The 19827-nt window shown below is 38.5% G+C and carries 20 protein-coding genes; 15 read left to right on the forward strand and 5 right to left on the reverse strand.

Features of this window, described 5'->3' with window-relative positions:
• The first annotated feature begins 25 nt into the window (after nucleotides 1-25).
• From H3U82_RS01095 to H3U82_RS01115, 5 genes are all read left to right on the forward strand, one after another.
• A complete protein-coding gene (locus H3U82_RS01095) occupies nucleotides 26-649 on the forward strand; it encodes a lytic transglycosylase domain-containing protein (RefSeq protein ID WP_198208773.1) in 624 nt (207 codons plus the stop codon).
• Between the two features lie 84 nt (nucleotides 650-733).
• Nucleotides 734-1267 (forward strand): single-stranded DNA-binding protein, encoded by a 534-nt coding sequence (locus H3U82_RS01100; RefSeq protein ID WP_198208775.1) that lies wholly within the window; start codon nucleotides 734-736, stop codon nucleotides 1265-1267.
• Nucleotides 1268-2264: 997 nt separating this feature from the next.
• Nucleotides 2265-2861 (forward strand): TIR domain-containing protein, encoded by a 597-nt coding sequence (locus H3U82_RS01105; RefSeq protein ID WP_198208777.1) that lies wholly within the window; start codon nucleotides 2265-2267, stop codon nucleotides 2859-2861.
• A 54-nt stretch (nucleotides 2862-2915) separates the two neighbouring features.
• Nucleotides 2916-4973: a TIR domain-containing protein gene (locus tag H3U82_RS01110; protein ID WP_198208779.1), complete on the forward strand. Its 2058-nt coding sequence runs from the start codon at nucleotides 2916-2918 to the stop codon at nucleotides 4971-4973.
• Complete coding sequence (locus tag H3U82_RS01115; RefSeq protein WP_100126226.1) at nucleotides 4970-5572, forward strand: TIR domain-containing protein; 603 nt, start codon at nucleotides 4970-4972, stop codon at nucleotides 5570-5572. Before H3U82_RS01110 ends, H3U82_RS01115 begins: the two co-directional genes overlap by 4 nt.
• A gap of 371 nt (nucleotides 5573-5943) precedes the next feature.
• On the opposite strand, the gene H3U82_RS01120 is transcribed toward H3U82_RS01115, so the two are convergent.
• Nucleotides 5944-6378, reverse strand: coding sequence for a hypothetical protein (locus H3U82_RS01120; protein WP_198208780.1), 435 nt, complete (start codon nucleotides 6376-6378; stop codon nucleotides 5944-5946).
• 645 nt (nucleotides 6379-7023) lie between these two features.
• On the opposite strand from H3U82_RS01120, the gene greA reads away from it, so the two are divergent.
• Nucleotides 7024-7500: a transcription elongation factor GreA gene (gene greA / locus H3U82_RS01125; protein WP_025331212.1), complete on the forward strand. Its 477-nt coding sequence runs from the start codon at nucleotides 7024-7026 to the stop codon at nucleotides 7498-7500.
• An 86-nt stretch (nucleotides 7501-7586) separates the two neighbouring features.
• Here greA and yhbY read toward each other — a convergent pair whose 3' ends face one another.
• Nucleotides 7587-7877 (reverse strand): ribosome assembly RNA-binding protein YhbY, encoded by a 291-nt coding sequence (gene yhbY / locus H3U82_RS01130; protein WP_041881436.1) that lies wholly within the window; start codon nucleotides 7875-7877, stop codon nucleotides 7587-7589.
• A 297-nt stretch (nucleotides 7878-8174) separates the two neighbouring features.
• Here yhbY and H3U82_RS01135 point away from each other — a divergent pair, with 297 nt between their 5' ends.
• The 6 genes from H3U82_RS01135 to H3U82_RS01160 all read left to right on the forward strand — a co-directional run bounded on the left by H3U82_RS01135 (nucleotide 8175) and on the right by H3U82_RS01160 (nucleotide 15511).
• Nucleotides 8175-8729, forward strand: coding sequence for a hypothetical protein (locus H3U82_RS01135; RefSeq protein WP_174833839.1), 555 nt, complete (start codon nucleotides 8175-8177; stop codon nucleotides 8727-8729).
• Nucleotides 8730-8907: 178 nt separating this feature from the next.
• Nucleotides 8908-9528: an RlmE family RNA methyltransferase gene (locus H3U82_RS01140; RefSeq protein WP_041880460.1), complete on the forward strand. Its 621-nt coding sequence runs from the start codon at nucleotides 8908-8910 to the stop codon at nucleotides 9526-9528.
• A gap of 86 nt (nucleotides 9529-9614) precedes the next feature.
• A complete protein-coding gene (gene ftsH / locus H3U82_RS01145; protein ID WP_041880462.1) occupies nucleotides 9615-11657 on the forward strand; it encodes an ATP-dependent zinc metalloprotease FtsH in 2043 nt (680 codons plus the stop codon).
• A 756-nt stretch (nucleotides 11658-12413) separates the two neighbouring features.
• Nucleotides 12414-13274 carry a dihydropteroate synthase gene (gene folP, locus H3U82_RS01150; RefSeq protein ID WP_078475790.1) on the forward strand — a complete coding sequence of 287 codons (861 nt, stop codon included), beginning with the start codon at nucleotides 12414-12416 and terminating at the stop codon, nucleotides 13272-13274.
• Between the two features lie 182 nt (nucleotides 13275-13456).
• Nucleotides 13457-14800 carry a phosphoglucosamine mutase gene (glmM, locus tag H3U82_RS01155; protein ID WP_198208781.1) on the forward strand — a complete coding sequence of 448 codons (1344 nt, stop codon included), beginning with the start codon at nucleotides 13457-13459 and terminating at the stop codon, nucleotides 14798-14800.
• Nucleotides 14801-14836: 36 nt separating this feature from the next.
• The gene (locus H3U82_RS01160; protein ID WP_198208782.1) at nucleotides 14837-15511 is read left to right on the forward strand and encodes a DedA family protein; all 675 of its coding nucleotides are present in this window, start codon (nucleotides 14837-14839) and stop codon (nucleotides 15509-15511) included.
• A 71-nt stretch (nucleotides 15512-15582) separates the two neighbouring features.
• Here H3U82_RS01160 and plsY read toward each other — a convergent pair whose 3' ends face one another.
• The gene (plsY, locus tag H3U82_RS01165) at nucleotides 15583-16185 is read right to left on the reverse strand and encodes a glycerol-3-phosphate 1-O-acyltransferase PlsY (protein WP_078475673.1); all 603 of its coding nucleotides are present in this window, start codon (nucleotides 16183-16185) and stop codon (nucleotides 15583-15585) included.
• A gap of 58 nt (nucleotides 16186-16243) precedes the next feature.
• On the opposite strand from plsY, the gene folB reads away from it, so the two are divergent.
• Nucleotides 16244-16603, forward strand: coding sequence for a dihydroneopterin aldolase (gene folB / locus H3U82_RS01170; protein WP_198208783.1), 360 nt, complete (start codon nucleotides 16244-16246; stop codon nucleotides 16601-16603).
• A 33-nt stretch (nucleotides 16604-16636) separates the two neighbouring features.
• The gene (locus H3U82_RS01175) at nucleotides 16637-17257 is read left to right on the forward strand and encodes an NAD(P)H-hydrate epimerase (RefSeq protein WP_198208784.1); all 621 of its coding nucleotides are present in this window, start codon (nucleotides 16637-16639) and stop codon (nucleotides 17255-17257) included.
• On the opposite strand, the gene H3U82_RS01180 is transcribed toward H3U82_RS01175, so the two are convergent.
• A complete protein-coding gene (locus tag H3U82_RS01180) occupies nucleotides 17254-17877 on the reverse strand; it encodes a CoA pyrophosphatase (RefSeq protein WP_198208785.1) in 624 nt (207 codons plus the stop codon). The two genes, H3U82_RS01175 and H3U82_RS01180, sit on opposite strands and share 4 nt — an antisense overlap.
• 155 nt (nucleotides 17878-18032) lie before the next feature.
• On the opposite strand from H3U82_RS01180, the gene H3U82_RS01185 reads away from it, so the two are divergent.
• A complete protein-coding gene (locus H3U82_RS01185) occupies nucleotides 18033-18188 on the forward strand; it encodes a hypothetical protein (RefSeq protein WP_198208787.1) in 156 nt (51 codons plus the stop codon).
• A 126-nt stretch (nucleotides 18189-18314) separates the two neighbouring features.
• On the opposite strand, the gene hemN is transcribed toward H3U82_RS01185, so the two are convergent.
• Nucleotides 18315-19700, reverse strand: coding sequence for an oxygen-independent coproporphyrinogen III oxidase (gene hemN / locus H3U82_RS01190; RefSeq protein ID WP_025331199.1), 1386 nt, complete (start codon nucleotides 19698-19700; stop codon nucleotides 18315-18317).
• Nucleotides 19701-19827: the final 127 nt, after the last annotated feature.

Below are 19827 nucleotides of genomic sequence, written 5' to 3' on the forward strand. Positions count from 1 at the left end.
CGATACACAAACGGAATTAAATTATATGCCGTACAGAAATAAATCTGTCTCGCGACGCCGGCTGTTACAGGCAGGCAGTGCTACCTTACTGGGGATAGCTGTGCCGCGTATGGTGCTGGCAGGTGCACAGCGTGAAGAAACCCTTTCTGATGATGTTGCTTCGATCATGCGCAATGCTGTTAATAATGCCAATCCTCCGCGCCTAATTTTTTCTTCGCCTGCAGAGGCAAGCCGCTGGCTAAATGCAATGTCGGGCCGTCTTGCTTCACATATTCCTGATGATTATGCACGTAAACGTTTATTAACCAATATTCAGTATGAATCAATGCGTGCTGGTCTGGATACTCAGGTTATACTTGGTTTGATCGAAGTAGAAAGCCGTTTTCGTCAATATGCTATCTCTGGAGTAGGTGCCCGCGGTTTAATGCAGGTAATGCCTTTCTGGGTAAAACAAATTGGTCGTCCGGAACATAACTTATTCGATATTCGCACTAACTTACGTTACGGATGTACTATCCTGCGTTATTATCGAAATCGTGAGAATGGTAATATGGTAAGAGCGTTGGCGCGTTATAATGGTAGCTTAGGGCGTAGTACTTACTCGAATGCTGTTATCAATGCCTGGCAACGGCACTGGCAATGGGCCTGAATTCCCGGCATTCTGCGATATTTGTAATCTTTTTATTATGGGTTGTCATCTCGAACAGCCTGTATTCATTATTAGGAAACCACCATGTCTGTTAATAAAGTCATCCTGGTTGGCCGTCTGGGTCGTGATCCTGAAACACGATATATGCCCAGCGGAGATGCAATAACCAACTTTTCCATAGCTACTGATGAACAGTGGCGTGACCGTAATGGTGAACGCCAGACGCGTACTGAATGGCATAATATTACTCTGTTCGGTAAATTGGGTGAGATAGCCAGCCAGTATTTGCGTAAAGGCAGTCAGGTGTTTATTGAGGGCAGGATTCAAAGCCGTAAATATACCGGTAAAGATGGTATCGAACGCACCGCATACGATATTATCGGCAGTGAAATGAAAATGCTGGGCAGTCGCAATGACGGTGCTTCCGGCTCAGGTAATAGCTATGATCAGATGAATGGCGGAATCAACTATGCACAGGGAGGTAACTATAATCAGGACGGTTATGATGCTGCACCTGCTGCTTCCAGTCCGCCACCGGCAGCTCCGCGCCGTCAGGCACCACGACCTGCTCCTACTCCTGCTCCGGTAGATGATATAGATGACGATATTCCGTTCTAAATTTTATAGTAAGGTACTATTAAAATAAACTGTAAAAAAGAGAAGTCGTTGTAGAAAAAGACTTCTCTTTTTTACAGTTTATTTTTTATATATCCTAGTTTGTTTTAATAGTACCTACATATGTTGATTTTACTAATTAAGATGGTATGAATAAATAAAAAACAACCCTTTTTCAAATAAAAAATTTTCCTTTATTTGGTTAATAAGAAAACTGAAATGTTAGATTTTTATTTAACATTGGATCACTATAAAACTACACTGTCAATTTGCGGTGAATACATTTAGAAGTAAATTAGAGGACGCAACTGTGGTTGATGGATTAGAGTTTATTATAAGGCATGAAGCTAAATATTATTGAACAAAAATCCGTATAAATGAGAAGAAACGTTTTAATAAAAGATCGAACTCAATCTATTAACATTTATTTATCATTTTCTCAAAGTTATCAACAAAATAGATTAACAAATCTTTCAGAATATATTAATTTTCTAAATTAATTTGTGTATATGATTAATATCTATAAAAATTGACTAGATTATTTACTCTAATTAAAACATCAAGACTAAAATATTATCAATAAAATCATAAAGAAAGTTGCTAAATAGGCTATGCGATCAGTTAATGTCTATTACGAATTTTTCTAATTCAGATGATCATTAGTAATTGAAACATTAAAAAATTTAATTTTTTTACTAAAAATTAAAGATTAAAAAACTATTGACAATTAAAATTATATTTATTGATATAGGGATGACTCGAAACCATCAATAATAATTAGAATAATAATTAATAAAAGCCTCCAGCAAAAATAAAAAATGTAAAAACTATCTGCATAAATAGAAGTCCTTAGATGATAATTAAAAAAGTAAGATAAGTGGTAAAAAAGTAGAAAATATATCTATTATGGTAAATATATGTAAAATATAAATAATAAATATTGGATTAGATATATAACAATATAAATTAAGTTAATTTATTTATATTTAAAAAAGTGATTATGTTTCATGATATACCAAAACACAAAGTATTTCTGAGCTTTCATCATCAAGATGATAGTTGTCGTAAGAAATTTGAGAAAGAATTTTCACAGGAATTTAACTCAATTTTTGTCAATTGTTCTGTTAGTGATGGAGAAATAGATCCTAAAAATAGTACAGCTACAATTCGTCGAGAAATTCGTGATAATTTTATCTCTGATTCAACTGTAACTATTGTATTGATTGGTTCAAGTACATGGAAGCGTAAACATGTAGATTGGGAGATTGGTTATAGCCTAACCCAAACATCTAAAAATTCTCGTTCTGGCTTAATTGGCATTTTATTACCAAGTCCAAATTATGAGCCACATTTGGAATTAAAATGTATTTCTGATGCAAAAAAAACAGAAAATTGTGTTACTTACACTCCTTGCAACATCCCACCAAGACTGTATGATAATATTCAAAGCGGTTATGCAAAAATTTATAATTACCCTTTATCTTCCTACGAATTAAAAAAATGGATTCATGAGGCATATCAAAGAAGAAATTCTGGGGTACACGATAATAGTCGTGATTATTTTGTTAACAACCGTTCTGGTTCACATTGGGAATAGTTTTATAAAGGTTTGATAAATTTATTTTAAATTTTTTTTATCTAAAAACAGTAAATGATACAACAAATTGTTCCCCCAATAGCAGTACATTTTATTTGGCATCCTAATGACAAAATTTATTCTATCATTAAGGATTTTAGACGCCACCTTACAAGAGATATTGAGCGTCCGTTTTCTCGAGAGCTAAATATTCCTACATTCTTATATAGTTCCAAAGAAGAGGAACAGGCTCCATCAAATTCGCCTAAAAAATTAGCTGAAAAAGATGTCATTTTTCTTTTTCTTAGTGCAAATACATTGATGTTTTCGTCTTGGCATAAATATATTAATTCATTACCTACCCAAGAAAATTATCATATTGTTCCTGTTGCTGTTCAAAAAGAAGGAATGCAACATACATCAGAAGATCCTTTGAAAAATTTTAATTGTATTCGATTCTTTGAATGGAAAGATAAAAATAAAACAGAATATGCGATTTTGAATTTGTCGCATGAGTTATATCGATTTGGATTAAAAGATATTGACAATAATGAATTAGGGGTTGATTTTTCCGTTCGTTTATTCTTAAGTCATGCTAAAAAAGGAGATACAGGTTTAAAGCATGCTGAAAAAATTAAACAATTTCTAGATAAATCTAATATGCAACATTTTTTTGATGCAAATACGATTTCACCTGGATTTAAATTTAATAAAGAAATTGAAAATTATATTAAAAAATCTACAGTAATTGCTATTGAAAGTGATGCTTATTCTTCTCGCTATTGGTGTCAAAGAGAAATATTATGTGCAAAGAGAGAACAGCGTCCAATTATTCTCGTAAATAGTTTAGAAAAGTATGAAGATAGAATTTTTCCTGCAGCATCAAATATCCCCTGTGTACATATTACAGCAAAACCATTAAAAGAAAAAGATATATTAAGAATATTAATTGCGGCTTTGTTAGAAACAATTCGTTTTGAGCACGCATATAAATTATTAATATATTATAAAAATCAAAAGTGGATAGATAAAAAATCAGAAATTTTTGCAAGACCGCCAGAAATTCAGCAGATTGTAAATATACTTGAAAGAGAAAATAAAAGACGTAACTTAATAATTTGTTATCCAGAACCACCATTATATAAGGAAGAAACTGAATGGGCGAATTATTTTAATATAACAGTTTCTACTCCTTTGTGGTCATATGATAAATACGGTACAGAAAATAAAAGTTTATGTATTGGATTATCTATCTCTGATTATAAATTTGACGGATATAATACACAAAACCAAAATTTAGATGAACTAAAACGATTTTCTCAATCTTTGGCTCGTCATTTATTAGCAAGGAAGCATACATTAATTTATAGTGGCGATTTAAGAGAGGATGGTTTTACACAATTTATCCTTGATGAAGCCACAGTGTTGAGAGATCGCCTACAAATAGATAAGCTGTTTGTTAAAAATTATTTAGCTTGGACTTTGTATGTTGATCCGAAGAGTCTGAATGTTGATCCAGAGATAAGGAGATGGTATGCAAATTATTGTACGGTCGTGGAACCTGTGTATGTTAGTATACCTGAAGATGTAAAAAAATTGATTCATAATAGTAAATTTCCTAAACCAAATTGTGCTGATGATAAATATATTTGGTCTAGATGTCTGACAGAGATGCGAGAGAAGTCCATTAAAGAATCTGATATCAGAATATTCTCTGGTGGTAAATTTGAAAGATACTTAGGAAAAATGCCTGGAGTTTTAGAGGAATTCCTAATCGCTTATAACGAATGTAAACCGATTTTCTTGGTTGGTGGGCTTGGTGGTTTAATAGAAAAATTATGTATTTCAATCAGAAATAAGGAGTTAGCAGAAGAATTTACAGAACAATGGCAAATTAGTCATAATAAAGGCTATAAAAAACTTCAAACTATTGCATCAGGGTACCAACATCATACTGATTATAAAGAAATTAAATCAATAATTGAAGACATTTCGATTGATAAACTAGCACAACAAGTAGGATTAACATCTGGCGATTATATTAGATTAATGGTAACACCTTTTATAGATGAATGTGTTCATTTAATCTTAAAAGGTATTAAAAATTTTTCAAATAAGGAAATATGTAAATGACCAAACATAAAGTTTTTATCAGTTATCATCATAAAAATGATCAATGGGCAAAAGAAGCTTTGTTAGAATTGGATATTTTTATTGATGGTTCTGTAGATACAGGCGATATTAATGATAGTTTACCTCAAGAAACAATTCGTGAAATAATTCGTGATAACTATTTAAAAGATACAACAGTAACAATATTACTAGTTGGAACAGATACTAAAAACAGGAAACATATTGACTGGGAAATTTATTCCAGTATGTATAATGGAAAGATAAATAAAAAATCAGGAATTCTTGTAATTCAGCTTCCATCAACTAAACCAAAATATAAATTTATTTCGCATGGTGAAAAAGAAAAACAAGGACTTTATCAGAATAAAACTTTTTTGAAGAATATAAGCTCAAGAAAAGAATTTGAAGATTATTTTCCTTATTTGCCTAAAAGAATTATTGATAATTTGCTTAAACCAGAAGTTAAAATTTCAGTAGTTGAATGGGATGAATTAATCATAGATAAAAATAAATTAAAATGGTTTATAGAACTTACATTTAATGGTAAAGCTGATTGTGAATATGATTTGGGTAGAGAAATGAAAGAGCGTAATTCATAAAATACTAATAGCATGGTGGTCAAATTTTATTCAAAATTTAAAAGGAAAATGTAGATTTAAATATTAAAATTTTTTATTGTAGAAGGGTAAGTTTTGCCAAAAAGATAAATAATAATGCCAAAAAAAGGTAAAAATTATTAAAGTTCATGCTATTTGCTTTATCTATCTATGTTTAAAGGATTAAACTGATAATAAATTTTATCTGTTGAAATTTGGTTAAATTTTTTCATAAACTGAGCTATATTTTTATGTTTACGATCTGTTTTTTCAGAACTGAAAAAATTAATGTACATAATTGAATTTGTATATAAAATAATATAGCCAAGTATATTACAGTAACAATTAAAATATTTGATAATTAAAAATAGATTTTAAAATAAAGCATCTTTATGCCAGATTAAATGGTCTACTAGAACCCATTGATGTTGTTTTTTCTCATACCAAATAGTTAAATTTTCATCTTGATTGCAAGACCATATTACTTCTCTGATTATAATGTCTCTGTTTTCAATTTCTTTTTCTGTAAATGTTTTTTTTAAACGGATTCTGAATTCTGTAATCAAACCATCTCCTTTGCCTAAAATAAAAGTACTATCTGTTAATGGTGGGTATTTTGATACTAAAGTATCAACTGGTACCTGTTGTATTTGGTTAATATTTATATTCTTTTCAGTAATAAATTCTGTATTTACATTCAGAGTATTTGTTTTATAGCTTTCTTCTAATGATTTGGTTTTATTACAGGCAGATAACAATATTACTAATAGCATAGCTACAAAATTTTTATTTGTTTTAAATAGATTCATATTGAAATAATTTTGGATTTTTAAACGGGATTATTTGATTAGATATAAAACAAGAGCGAAAGGATATACTAATAGCCTAATTTAAATCTAATTAGCGTAGTGATGTTGAGTATTTTATCAAAAACCAATTAATGTATATATTTTTTAAATAGTTAGCAGTAGTATTCTTTTGGTAAATTTGTTCTGATAAATATCAACAAAGAACATATATCCAGGTGATTCTCCTTATCAGGCGAAACTGAATTTTTTAAACTTCATAAAAGAAAGTTGAATTGATTTACTGTATATTATGAAATAACTAAAAGATTAGGTAACCGAGGCATAGATTAATAAAAGAATTAAAATATGTATATTTTTATTAAATATATTTAAATGCAGTTCGACATCAGATAAATTTGGCGATGATTGGTGCGATTAATCAGATTAATGAACATACAAAGCCGCAGTATTGATGATGAATATTATGGCAAATTAAATTAGCTGATTATTCTATGAAATAGTCGTTATAAACGTTGCTATTTTATACCGGTCTGCTAAAATAGCACCTATGGAACAGCGCAAGCCGCCAAAATCGGGCGGCTTGCTTTTTGTTATTAATACGAAATACCGTTGATGCATTCTGCAGCGGTATCTTGGAGAAATATGATGCAAAAAATTCCGTTGACCGTAATTGGTGCTAATTTGCTGAAACAAGAGCTACAAGAGCTTAAAAGTGTAGCTCGGCCGGCTGTGATTGAAGCAATTGCTGAAGCACGTTCGCATGGCGATCTGTCGGAAAATGCAGAATATGAAGCTGCTAAAGAAAAACAGGGCTTTATTGAAGGCAGGATTGCTGAAATTGAGCACAAGCTTTCCCTGGCGCATATTATTGATCCAAAAGAAACCAATGCTGATGGTAAGGTGGTTTTTGGTGCTACAGTGAAAATGCAGGATCTGGAAACCGAAGAAGTAGTGAGTTACCAGATTGTGGGTGAAGATGAGGCAGATATTAAACAGGCTAAAATTTATGTCGGTTCACCTATAGCACGTGCTCTGATTGGTAAAGAAGAGGGTGATGTGGCAGAAGTTCAGGCACCGGGCGGTATTCGCGAATATGAAATTCTTGAAGTGTTTTATATTTAATTTATCTGCATTTAAAAAATTGTTTACTGTTTTACAGAAACTAGCCGGATAAAATAAAAGCGATTCATGTAATGAATCGCTTTTATTTATTCTGCCGGATTCTCTTTGCGGCGGAATAATATTAGTTGTTTGCCAATATGCTGAATTAATTCGGCATGAGTAGCTTTACATAGTTCTTCTGCAATGGCTATACGCGCTGCACGATCGTCACCTGCTACCTGTACTTTAATCAGTTCATGTGCATCAAGATTACGATTGGTTTCGGTGATTACTTCAGTAGTCAGTCCGTGCTGACCAATCAGTACTACTGCATGTAATTGATGTGCACGAGCTTTTAATGCCATTTTTTCTTTACTGTTTAATTTATCTGTTGCCATTTTACTTTCCGGATTGATTACGATCTGATTAGCCTGTTATTCAAGTTAGATTCAGAGTTGAGCTATTTTAAATGAGACAGACGATTTTTTATAGTTGAGAGGTCTTGTATATTTGTATTGAAAATAAAAATTCAAAATCAGTATATTAATAAGGTATTTCTTATTTTAATTAAAATAGTAATTTATAAAACATTCAGGTATATTTAATTTCTGTGATATTTGTTTATTGTTGGTAATATTTATTTTATTCCGATTAGTTAGAGAAATTTAGTATTTTTCCATTAGATCATAATAATTATGAAATTTTCGCAGATTTTGTGTCTCGGCATACTGAGAGTTCTGGATACCTTTATTTTCAGATTAGCTGTAGGGTTTGGGTTGTGCATGGTTTGTCTGCCTTTAGTGTCGCATCTGTACGCTAAGAGCAGTATCAAAAACCAATCTCATTTTCCTTTTGAAGTTGCGGTATTTAGGCCTGATGGCACTTTTACTCAGGTAAATTATAGTACTAATAAAGATTTTAAACCGGAAAATACGTCATTTCTGGCCAAATTTCCCAGTGGGCAGGATAAATCATCAGATGGTAATTATTCCTTCAGTTATAAGGTACTTAAAGAGGAGCCACATCTTCAATTGATTGAGATTGAAACTATTGACCTGGATGATGATAGAAATACATGGGCAACATATGTTGCTACGTCCGATACTATTATGCCATTGAGTACCAGAATTGAAATCCCCGGTTATCTGCTGCTGAGCGCTCTTATGGCTTTTATTCTGGTGCAGCTAATGAAACAATTTATCAGATATGTGCGCTGGTGTTTCACTATGTCAATCTATTCAGATGAGTAATTTACACTACAAAAAAAGATTTGGAATAAAACCTGAGGAACAGGTCTGATTAATTGCTGAGTATAGCCGGTGGATAAAATTATTTATGCTGATGAATTTATCTTTTATATAAGGGGAAATGCTGTATTCTGCATCAATTTCACGATACAATGTGGTGATTTTTTCAAGAATTTGCATCATGGGTGTTCGCTCTAAATCTTCCAGTGCATGGCTCAACGAGCATGTTAACGATCATTATGTTCATCTGGCTCAGAAAGAAGGCTACCGTGCACGCGCAGCCTATAAGTTGCTGGAAATCAATGATAAGGATCATCTGATACGACCGGGTGCGGTAGTGGCTGACCTTGGCAGTGCTCCGGGTAGCTGGTCGCAGGTTGCGGCCAGGCTAGCTGGTGCGGCAGGACAGGTATTTGCACTGGATATTCTGCCTATGGAACCAGTGACGGGTGTACGTTTTATTCAGGGTGATTTTCGCGAGAATGACGTGCTGGCAAAGTTTGAAACTTTGCTGGATGGTTGTGAACTGGATCTTGTAATTTGTGATATGGCACCCAATATGTCTGGCAATAACATTACTGATCAGGCACGCAGTTTTTATCTGGCAGAATTGGGTCTGGAGTTTGCTCAGGCACATCTCAAACCGGGTGGTGATTTTCTGGTGAAGGTGTTTCAGGGAGCAGGTCTGCAAGAGTTTCAGCAGGCTATGAAGGATTGTTTTGCTCAGGTAATGGTTCGCAAGCCGAAAGCATCCCGTGACCGCTCGAGCGAAATTTATTTGCTTGGTCGCGGTAAAAAATAGTAGTTATAGCCAATGCCATGTGAAGATATTGGCTATATTAACTATTCTGAACAACAATTAATTAACCTCCTTAGGAGTTTCTGACAGTGCGGAATACCGTAAAGAATCTTTTGGTCTGGCTGGTGCTGGCGTTAGTATTAATGGCCGCATTCAATGCCATTACTGAGAAAAAAGAGAGTAAACAGCAAATTGAATACTCTCAGTTTATTCAGCAGGTTAACAAGGGTGAGATTGCCAGTGTAAATATTGAAGGTTCGGTGATTAATGGTCTGCAGCTGAAGGGCCAGCGTCATGATAAATCTTCTTTCATTACCAACGCACCGACACCGCTGGAAAATAATTTTGTTAGTAATCTGATAGCGAAAAATATTCGGGTTAATGTGATTCCGGAAGAAAAACCGGGTATTTTGACTAATATGTTTATCAGCATATTACCTATACTGTTGCTGATTGGTGTATTTTTTTATTTCATGCGCTCCACACAAGGCGGCGGAGGCAAGGGTGGTGCCTTTTCTTTTGGTAAAAGCCGTGCCCGATTACTGGATAAAGAGTCTAATAAAACAACCTTTGCTGATGTAGCTGGTTGTGATGAGGCTAAGGAAGAAGTGCAGGAAATTGTGGATTATCTGCGGGCACCACAGCGTTATCAGACGCTTGGCGGGCGCGTACCGCGCGGTATTCTGATGTGTGGCAGACCGGGTACAGGTAAAACATTACTGGCTAAAGCAATTGCCGGCGAAGCTCAGGTGCCGTTTTTCAGTATTTCCGGTTCTGATTTTGTAGAGATGTTTGTGGGTGTGGGTGCATCGCGTGTTCGCGATATGTTTGAGCAGGCAAAAAAGAATGCTCCCTGTCTGATTTTTATCGATGAAATTGATGCGGTAGGCCGCCAGCGTGGTGCCGGTTTGGGTGGCGGTAATGATGAACGTGAGCAAACACTGAATCAGTTGCTTGTGGAGATGGATGGTTTTGAAAGCAATACAACAGTTATTGTGATTGCGGCAACAAACCGTCCGGATGTGCTTGATCCTGCTCTGATGCGACCAGGCCGTTTTGACCGTCAGGTAGTGGTACCGTTACCGGATATCCGCGGACGTGAACAGATTCTGAAAGTACATGCTGCTAAAGTGCCTCTGGATAAATCAGTGGATTTACCTGTGCTGGCACGTGGTACTCCGGGTTTTTCCGGCGCTGATTTAGCCAATCTGGTAAATGAGGCTGCTCTGTTTGCAGGTCGTCGGAATAAGACCAAAGTAGACATGAGTGACTTTGAAGATGCTAAAGATAAGATTTACATGGGTCCTGAACGTCGCTCCATGGTTATGCATGAGGATGAGAAAAAAGCCACTGCTTATCATGAATCAGGTCACGCTGTTGTTGCTGAGACACTGGATTTTACAGATCCGGTACATAAAGTAACGATTATGCCCCGCGGGCGTGCACTTGGTCTGACCTGGCAGCTGCCGGAACGTGACCGCATCAGTATGTATGAAGATCAGATGCTTAATGAGATTTCAATTCTGTTTGGTGGTCGAATAGCTGAACAGTTGTTTATTGGTCGTGTGTCTACTGGTGCTTCTAATGACTTTGAACGTGCTACTCAGATTGCGCGTGATATGGTAACCCGTTATGGTATGTCCAAAAAAATGGGACCTGTAGTATATGGTGAAAATGAAAATGAAGTGTTTCTCGGGCGCTCTGTAACGCAATCGAAAAATATTTCTGAAAAAACCATGCAGGAAGTAGATGCTGAAGTACGTCGTATCCTTGATGAGCAGTATGAAATTGCCTATAAAATTCTGGATGAGAATCGCGATAAGATGCATACCATGGCTAAGGCTCTGATTGAATGGGAAACCATTGACCGTGATCAGGTGCTGGAAATTATGGCCGGTAAGCAGCCTAGTCCGCCAAAAGATTTCAGTGAAAATATAGTTAAGGATGGCGATACTGAGCAGCCGTTAGCTGAGACTGAAACTGAAGCTAAGACTGATGCGGTAGCTGAAACCGAAACAGGTGCTAAAGCGGATGGAGCAACTCAATCCGAAATTAAAGCTGATGCTGTGGCTGAGGATGCAGATCATACTGAATCTAAAGCATCTGCACCTGAACAGAAATCACAGGACTAATTGATGTAGTTATATGATTTTTAACGGCAGCAATAGCTGCCGTTTTTTCTATGTTTTATCTGAAAATAAGAGGCACAAAATATAATATAGTAATACTGAAAATAGTTATTCTGGTATATAGGTATATGCTATTTTGGTTCATATGAATTGTTGAAAAGCATGGTAATTTAAGTCAGGAAGATTCTGTATTATGTAAATGATAAAATACTGGCAAAAGCTGGTGTTAAAAATTCAGCTAAACGGTTCAATTCATGAAAGTAGTAAATCAATATTTCCCATGAGACAAATATTCTTTCATTTATTAATCTGGCTGGCTTTAAAATAGGTGAATTTATAAATTGAATATTTCTCCATTATTATCAGTTATAAATGTCAAATCAGAGCAATTATGATGGTTATATTGGAGTCTGGGTTATTTATATAACTCAGATAATGACAGGATATTTAAATCTTGAGATTTATCAATTTATTTTACATCAAGGTATTCTGTCTTAGTTCTGACAGCAATTCTGGTTGTAGTTCAATATATATCTTTGTTTATTTTAATATTCTTTGATTTACAATGATTTTTTAATAGATTTTATATTTTTGTTATTTTCAGTGAGTCTGAATTTGTACTTTGCGGATAAAAAAATTGAGATGCGAAGAGAAATAACTTTATCTGGCTGAGCAGAATTTATTGCTAGTATTATTGGTTTAACCACAAATACAGACTGTATGATTATTTGATAAATGTTAAGAGATTATGATTTAAGTATGGATAATTCTAGTCAAAATTACTGGCAGTGCGGGCGTTTTCAAATTGATTTGGCTCAGCCGAAAATTATGGGAATCGTCAATTTAACGCCGGATTCATTTTCAGATGGCGGAAGTTACAGTACTTCTCTGACTCTGGCATTAAAGCATGCGGAACAGTTATTAAAGGATGGGGCGGATATTCTGGATATTGGCGGAGAGAGCTCCCGTCCCGGATCTGATTTTGTTTCACCTCAGGATGAGTGGAAGCGTATTGAGCCGGTATTAACAGAGTTGGTTACCTGGAATGTACCATTAACTGTTGATACACGCCGCACATGGGTAATGCGTCAGTTACTTGAGCAGCAACTGGTTGACGGAATAAATGATATTCAGGCACTGGAAGATGCCGGTGCAGTGGATTTACTAGCGCAGCAGCAGAATATTGGTGTGTGTCTGATGCATATGCAGGGACAGCCGGAAAATATGCAGCATAATCCTGAATATCAGGATGTGGTTACTGAAGTTGGTCAGTATTTGCAGCAACGGGTATCTGTGTGTGAACAGGCTGGGATTGACCGTTTGCGTCTGACAATAGATCCGGGTTTTGGTTTTGGTAAGAGTCTTCAGCATAATATCGCATTAATGCAGCATTTTGCAGACTGGCATGCGGCCGCCGGTTGTCCGGCACTAATTGGGGTATCACGTAAAACGATGATTGGTTTACTGACTGATGAAACTGAACCAAGACAACGGGTTGCCGGAAGTGTGGTGGCTGCAGTAGCAGCAGTGGCACGTGGTGCAGCAATTATACGGGTACATGATGTACGTGAAACACGTCAGGGTTTACAGGTATGGGCGGCCTTGGGCGGAAGTATTTAACAAGATAGGTTGCAGATTGTCAGCAGACGCGGGCTGCGTTTTTATTATGTAATCTGAGTAGAGTTTAATCGGGTTCAGATTTATTGTGAACCGGATAGTTTTCAAATAACATTTTATTTACTGACTGAACAGCTATGCCTGTTCTACAATAATAGTCTTGAATTAATCGGTCGGAGCAGGTGATGGCAAAAAAATATTTTGGTACTGACGGGGTGCGTGGTGAAGTTGGTAAGTTTCCGGTAACCCCCGAATTTGTACTGAAATTAGCGTATGCTGCCGGACATGTACTGGTACAACATGGAACTGATCATCAGCCTACTGTGCTGATTGGTAAAGATACAAGAATTTCCGGTTATATGCTGGAAGCAGCAATGGAAGCCGGCTTTACAGCAGCAGGGGTAAATGTACTGCTTACCGGACCATTACCTACACCGGGTGTGGCTTATTTAACTCGTGCACTGCGTTTGGATTGCGGGGTGATGATATCTGCTTCACATAATGCTTATCATGATAATGGTATTAAATTTTTTGCAGAGGGCGGAGTCAAGTTAAGTGATATTCTGGAGCTGGAAATTGAAGCAGAGCTGGAAAAGCCGGTAAAAACTGTCCCCTCCAGCGAGCTTGGTCGTGCACGGCGCATAAATGGTGCTGTTGACCGTTATATTGAGTTTTGTAAATCTACTTTTCCGAATCATTTGAATTTGCGCGGTTTGAAGCTGGTAGTAGATACGGCAAATGGTGCGGCCTATGCTGTGGCTCCTAAGGTATTTCATGAGCTGGGTGCAGATGTGGTCTGCATCGGCGATCAGCCGGATGGTTATAATATCAATCAGAAAATCGGGGCAACATATACTAAGTCACTACAGGCAGCAGTATTACAGAATGAAGCCGATTATGGTATTGCGCTGGACGGTGACGGCGACAGGCTGATGATGGTAGATAAATTCGGCAAAGTCTATGATGGGGATGCGCTGATTTATGTAATTGCCAAAGCTCGTGCTGCAGCAGGTTGTCTGGATGGCGGTGTAGTGGGGACGGTTATGACCAATCTTGCTATGGAGCTGGCGTTTAAGCGGCTGGGCATTGATTTTGTCCGCGCTAAAGTAGGCGACCGTTATGTTCTGGAACAGCTGCATCAGCATCAGTGGTCACTGGGGGGAGAAGCTTCCGGTCATATAGTTTGTCTGGATAAGCATAATACCGGTGATGGAATTATTGCAGCTTTACAGGTCTTTGCAGCCTTACAGGTTTTACAGCAGGATTTAGCCAGTATACTTACTGACTGGCAGCCTTTTCCGCAAACTATGATTAATGTTCATATTGAGCCTGATCAGGACTGGCAGAGTATTGCGGCGCCGGTAGCTGATGAGGTGATGAAACAGCTCGGAGATAATGGACGTGTGGTACTTCGCCCGTCAGGAACAGAGCCGGTGGTGCGGGTTATGGTAGAAGCTCGTCAGACTGAAGTTGCGCGTCAGGCAGCTGAAAAAATTGCCAATGCAATTAAGACAGGTTTGGCAGAATAAATCTGTCTGACAGGAATAAAAAAGAACGGGCATTTTATGTTTGCATTGCTGGAAGCTTTTTTTACTGAGTATGGCTATGCAGCGGTATTTCTGGTATTGGTTGCCTGCGGCTTTGGTGTGCCGATACCGGAAGATGTAACGCTGGTTGCCGGTGGTGTTATTGCCGGACTGGGACATGCGCATATTCATACCATGTTTATGGTAGGTATGGCCGGTGTTCTGGTAGGTGATGGTATGATGTTTAGTGCCGGACGCGTATTTGGGCATCGTATTCTGAAATTTCGTTTTGTTCAGCGGGTAATGACGCCCAGGCGCTATGCTCAGGTACAGGATAAATTTGACAAATATGGTAGCTGGGTATTATTTATTGCCCGTTTTCTGCCCGGTTTGCGTACCCCGATTTATATTACCGCCGGTATCAGCGGGAAAGTTTCTATACTGAAATTTTTGCTGATGGATGGTTTGGCTGCAATGATTTCAGTACCCGTGTGGGTGTATCTGGGTGAATATGGTGCGGAAAATATTGACTGGCTGATGCATAAGGTGCATCAGTTCCAGGCAGTTGTGTATGTTGTGATTGGCGTTGGTGCACTGGCACTAGTCTATTACTGGTGGAAAAAGCGTCAGCGTATCCAGTTTTTTAAACGTAAAATTGCTGAAATTCGTCAGCGCAGGCGCAATCGTAAGCAGCAAAAACAAAATTTGAAGTAATACGCCTGAAATAAAGAAAAAGACAGTTGAGAAAACTGTCTTTTTTTATTTATGGCCGCTATGTTAATTTATTATTTAGTTTCGCCGATTTTACCTTCACGACCGCTGAACAGATTTTTGATATTGCTTTTATGCCGGTAAAGAACCAGTATATCAATCACTATAACAGCAATTACCCAGCTTAACTGAGGCATAAACCACCAGGCAGCAAACGGGCTGATCAGAGTAGCTATTAATGCGGCCAGTGAAGATACTTTGAAACCAAAGGCCATAATCAGCCATACTGCTGCACAAATAAGTGCAGTAGGCCATGATAAAGCCAGGAGTACACCCAGTGCAGTAGCTACGCCTTTACCACCTTTAAATTTGAAAAATACCGGCCACATGTGGCCAATGAGAACCACTACGGCAATTATGGCAATGGTATTGCTGTCCAGTTGCCAGACCGTCTGATAATGTTTTGCCAGCCAGACGGCCAGCCAGCCTTTGAGTGCATCGCCTAGCAGTGTAAGAGCAGCGGCACTTTTTTTGCCTGTACGCAAAACATTGGTAGCACCGGGATTGCCGGAACCATAGCTGTGCGGGTCGGGCATACCCATACAGCGTGAAACAATAACGGCAAAAGACAGAGAGCCCAGTAAATAGGCACCGATAATTGCAAGGTAATTGACCATAAAGCGGTTTCTTTAGTCTACAATCTGAGGGTTTGCATTTTAGCTCAGTAGGTTGGACATGGATACTATCTTTTTACACGGTATGACTGCGCAGACGCTGATTGGGGTATATCAGTGGGAGCGGCAACAACAGCAAACACTGTTGCTGGATGTGGATATTGGTACAGATTTTCAGCAGGCAGCGCAAAGCGATAATATTGACGATACGATTCACTATGCCAGAGTGGCTGATGATTTGCGTGAGGTACTTGCTGAACAGGAATTTTTGTTACTGGAAGCACTGGCAGAGTATGTGGCGCAGTTTATATTGAACCGTTACGGGGCGTTATGGGTTCGGGTGAAAGTGGTGAAGCCGGGTATTCTTGCTGGTATTAAGGAAGTGGGTGTACAGATTGAACGCCGGAATACCCAATTGTGATAATAATCTGTTTTTCCTGCTAAAGGACAAGATATGAATACACCGGTCTGGACTGTGGCACAGATGAAAGCATGGGAGGATACACAGAATCGAAAAGGTTTGAGTTATGCCCGAATGATGGAACATGCAGGAAGCCGTGCAGCCAAGGATTTATTATGTCGGTTTCGTTCCCCGCAGCATACACTGATACTGTGTGGTAAAGGGAATAATGCAGGCGACGGGCTGGTACTGGCCCGAGTATTGTCTTTACATGGCTGGCCGGTAACGATTTTGTTTTTACAGGGACAGCAATTATCAGCTCTTGCAGAAGCCAACCGGAAATGTCTGCCGGTTACTGTAGATTGTATTGATGTTTCGCAATTGCATACTGTGCTGCCGTCTGTGCATCTGGTTGTGGATGCTGTTTATGGTACTGGTTTCCATGGTGAGTTACCTCAGGCTATTGAACGTTGTTTTGCCGTAGTCTCTCAGGCAGATGTGTTTAAGGTGGCGCTTGATATGCCCAGTGGTGTGGCTGGAGATGGCGAAGAAATAGCTGCCGGAAGTTTTCAGGCACAGCTTACTTATGCTTTTCAGGCCCTGAAACCGGCAAATTGTCTGGAGCAGGTAAGACAGTTATGCGGAGAAATAGTACGTATTGATTTACTGGATTAGTGTTGATGGTTTTGCCTGCTCCATACCTGATAGCATTGAGCCAGGTGTAATAGCATGCATGCAGTAGCTCCCCAGATATGCCGGTTCTGATAATGTAAATGATATACCTTAAGCTTAAGTTGCTGATATTGAGTAATACTATGCTGGTATAGCCCGCTATCCAGAACAACAGATAAGGGTATAGGGAATATTTCGCTAACTTCTGACGAGTTGAGCTGCCAGTGCAGAGATGAATTGGTCCAGGCCAGAACAGGAACAACTTTGAAACCGCTGGGCAGATAGCATTGAGGTAAGGTTCCGACCAGCTGCCACTGATTACGAATCAGTCCGGTTTCTTCTTCGCTTTCGCGAAATGCTGCACTGATGCTGCTTTCATTATTTTCCAGTTTCCCACCGGGAAAAGCGATTTGCCCGCGGTGCTGGCGTAGCTGCTGACTGCGCTGAGTAAGCCAGATTTGCGCGTTACCATGATTCCAGTCAACAGGTATTAGTACCGCAGCGCAGCGAAAATTAACGGGCAGATGCTGTAATGCATCCTGGCGCTGATTAAGTATAGTAGGCAGTGTACTAGTGCTTGCGTAATGTAAAAACTGATTCAGCTTATCAGGTGTAGTAAACATTTCAATGATGCCAGACTGTTCTTTTTTCAGGTTACTGAGTAATTTATATATCGTTCAGACATAAATGACCAGAATAATTATAAGGAGGATTAATCAGTGGTTACCAGAGAGTGATTGAAGCACTGAAGTACTTAGGCGGAGCTGGCTGGCTAAGGATGTCAGTAAATAAATATGAGCAGGAGTTGAAAACATCCGGAAGTATGCTTTATACCTGGCAATATGATTTACGTTGGACTGCTCAGCAATTGCGTAATGAGAAAAAGTTAAAACCAGTTCATAAACGGCGTAATTTACCGTGGGAACTGGTTTAATTTTAAAACAGTAAAATTGGTTTGCAGTTAAGTAAATGGCGATGGCGGACAGTTGCAGTATTTATTAATTTTGGCAACGTTATTTATCTTGCTGATAAAACGATGGTAACTGTTGCGGTTTGATTATTATAATGTACGCGAATACTGGGCTTCGGTGCGCTTCTGGCGCAAATAGTAGTCAAATACCATGGCGATATTGCGAATCAGCAGCCTCCCTTTGGGTGTAACCTGTAAATTCTGATCACTAAGATTGAGCAAGCCAAGCTGTTGCAGATGCTGTAAATCAGTCTGCTCAGCAGCAAAGTATGTTTGAAAAGGTTGCTGCATGGCATGGCTATAATCAGTGTAATTAAGCTGGAAGCGGCACATTAAATCCTGAATTACACGCCGGCGCAGTAAGTCGTCTGCATTAAGCTGGTAGCCGCGCATAACCGGCAGGCGGTTTTCATCCAGAGCCTGATAGTAGGCAGACAGTTCTTTTTCATTCTGGCTGTAGATATTGTTGATTTTGCCGATGCTGGATACGCCGATGGCGATTAAGTCACAGTCTGCATGGGTTGAGTAACCCTGAAAATTGCGTTGCAGACGGCCTTCAGATAAGGCAATGGCCAGTTCGTCATCAGGTTTGGCAAAATGATCCATGCCGATGAAGATATAGCCCTGCTGTAACAGATATTGAACGGTATTTTGCAGAATATCCAGTTTAACACTGCTGTCGGGTACGGCTGATGTGTCAATACGCCGCTGTGGTTTGAACAGATGTGGCAGATGTGCATAGTGATACATGGCAATGCGATCCGGCTGCAGAGTCAGTACGTGATCCAGTGTGCAGCGCATAGAGGCTTCAGTCTGGTGCGGTAAGCCATAGATTAAGTCGACACTGACAGAGTGAAAACCATTAGCTCTGGCTGCCTCAATAACTGTCCGGGTTTCAGCTTCGCTCTGGATGCGGTTAACGGCCTGTTGTACCGCCGGATTGAAATCCTGAATACCGACGCTCATCCGGTTAAAACCGAGTCTGCCCAGATGAGCTACAGTTTCAGCTGTTACTTTACGCGGATCGATTTCAATCGAATATTCACCCTGCTCTGACAGGGTAAAGTAGCGACTGATACTGGCAAAGATGTGACTGAGCTGGTCATCATTCAGAAAGGTTGGTGTACCTCCGCCGAAATGTAATTGTGCCAGTAGCGGTTTACCCTGCCAGTTTTGTGCCAGCAGTGCCAGTTCTTTATCCAGATACCGGATATATATATCGGCACGGCTGGTATCTTTGGTAATAATTTTATTACAGCCGCAATAGTAACAGATGGTATTACAGAAAGGCACATGTACGTACAGGGAGACTGGTTTGTCACCAATATTTTGCTGTAAAGCAGTTTGTAACTGAGTTGCGGTGAATGAAGTATTAAAACGGTCTGCTGTAGGGTAGGAAGTATAACGCGGGCCGGAAGACGGTAAGGAAGCAATAAGGGTACGGTCGAATTCTATGTTGATGCGTGGTGTGTTCATTGGATAATGATGGTTATTCTTGTGTTGATCTGGTGAAATAGATAGGAGTGATAACTATTTATGGTAGAATACATCCGGCAGTAAAGTAAAGCAGTGAAAACATAATAAGCCAATTTTTTTATTAAAT

Source organism: Snodgrassella sp. W8132 (assembly GCF_016100865.1).
In the GTDB taxonomy this organism is placed as follows: Bacteria; Pseudomonadota; Gammaproteobacteria; order Burkholderiales; family Neisseriaceae; genus Snodgrassella; species Snodgrassella alvi.

What these genes read in the sequence shown, in the direction of transcription:
- H3U82_RS01180 (WP_198208785.1), bottom strand. Translation starts at nt 17,877, where the DNA reads ATGTTTACTACACCTGATAAGCTGAATCAGTTTTTACATTACGCAAGC.
- H3U82_RS01110 (WP_198208779.1), top strand. Translation starts at nt 2,916, where the DNA reads ATGATACAACAAATTGTTCCCCCAATAGCAGTACATTTTATTTGGCAT.
- H3U82_RS01115 (WP_100126226.1), top strand. Translation starts at nt 4,970, where the DNA reads ATGACCAAACATAAAGTTTTTATCAGTTATCATCATAAAAATGATCAA.
- H3U82_RS01120 (WP_198208780.1), bottom strand. Translation starts at nt 6,378, where the DNA reads ATGAATCTATTTAAAACAAATAAAAATTTTGTAGCTATGCTATTAGTA.
- plsY (WP_078475673.1), bottom strand. Translation starts at nt 16,185, where the DNA reads ATGGTCAATTACCTTGCAATTATCGGTGCCTATTTACTGGGCTCTCTG.
- folP (WP_078475790.1), top strand. Translation starts at nt 12,414, where the DNA reads ATGGATAATTCTAGTCAAAATTACTGGCAGTGCGGGCGTTTTCAAATT.
- hemN (WP_025331199.1), bottom strand. Translation starts at nt 19,700, where the DNA reads ATGAACACACCACGCATCAACATAGAATTCGACCGTACCCTTATTGCT.
- H3U82_RS01095 (WP_198208773.1), top strand. Translation starts at nt 26, where the DNA reads ATGCCGTACAGAAATAAATCTGTCTCGCGACGCCGGCTGTTACAGGCA.
- greA (WP_025331212.1), top strand. Translation starts at nt 7,024, where the DNA reads ATGCAAAAAATTCCGTTGACCGTAATTGGTGCTAATTTGCTGAAACAA.
- folB (WP_198208783.1), top strand. Translation starts at nt 16,244, where the DNA reads ATGGATACTATCTTTTTACACGGTATGACTGCGCAGACGCTGATTGGG.
- H3U82_RS01185 (WP_198208787.1), top strand. Translation starts at nt 18,033, where the DNA reads ATGTCAGTAAATAAATATGAGCAGGAGTTGAAAACATCCGGAAGTATG.
- H3U82_RS01140 (WP_041880460.1), top strand. Translation starts at nt 8,908, where the DNA reads ATGGGTGTTCGCTCTAAATCTTCCAGTGCATGGCTCAACGAGCATGTT.
- H3U82_RS01175 (WP_198208784.1), top strand. Translation starts at nt 16,637, where the DNA reads ATGAATACACCGGTCTGGACTGTGGCACAGATGAAAGCATGGGAGGAT.
- H3U82_RS01160 (WP_198208782.1), top strand. Translation starts at nt 14,837, where the DNA reads ATGTTTGCATTGCTGGAAGCTTTTTTTACTGAGTATGGCTATGCAGCG.
- yhbY (WP_041881436.1), bottom strand. Translation starts at nt 7,877, where the DNA reads ATGGCAACAGATAAATTAAACAGTAAAGAAAAAATGGCATTAAAAGCT.
- glmM (WP_198208781.1), top strand. Translation starts at nt 13,457, where the DNA reads ATGGCAAAAAAATATTTTGGTACTGACGGGGTGCGTGGTGAAGTTGGT.
- H3U82_RS01135 (WP_174833839.1), top strand. Translation starts at nt 8,175, where the DNA reads ATGAAATTTTCGCAGATTTTGTGTCTCGGCATACTGAGAGTTCTGGAT.
- H3U82_RS01105 (WP_198208777.1), top strand. Translation starts at nt 2,265, where the DNA reads ATGTTTCATGATATACCAAAACACAAAGTATTTCTGAGCTTTCATCAT.
- H3U82_RS01100 (WP_198208775.1), top strand. Translation starts at nt 734, where the DNA reads ATGTCTGTTAATAAAGTCATCCTGGTTGGCCGTCTGGGTCGTGATCCT.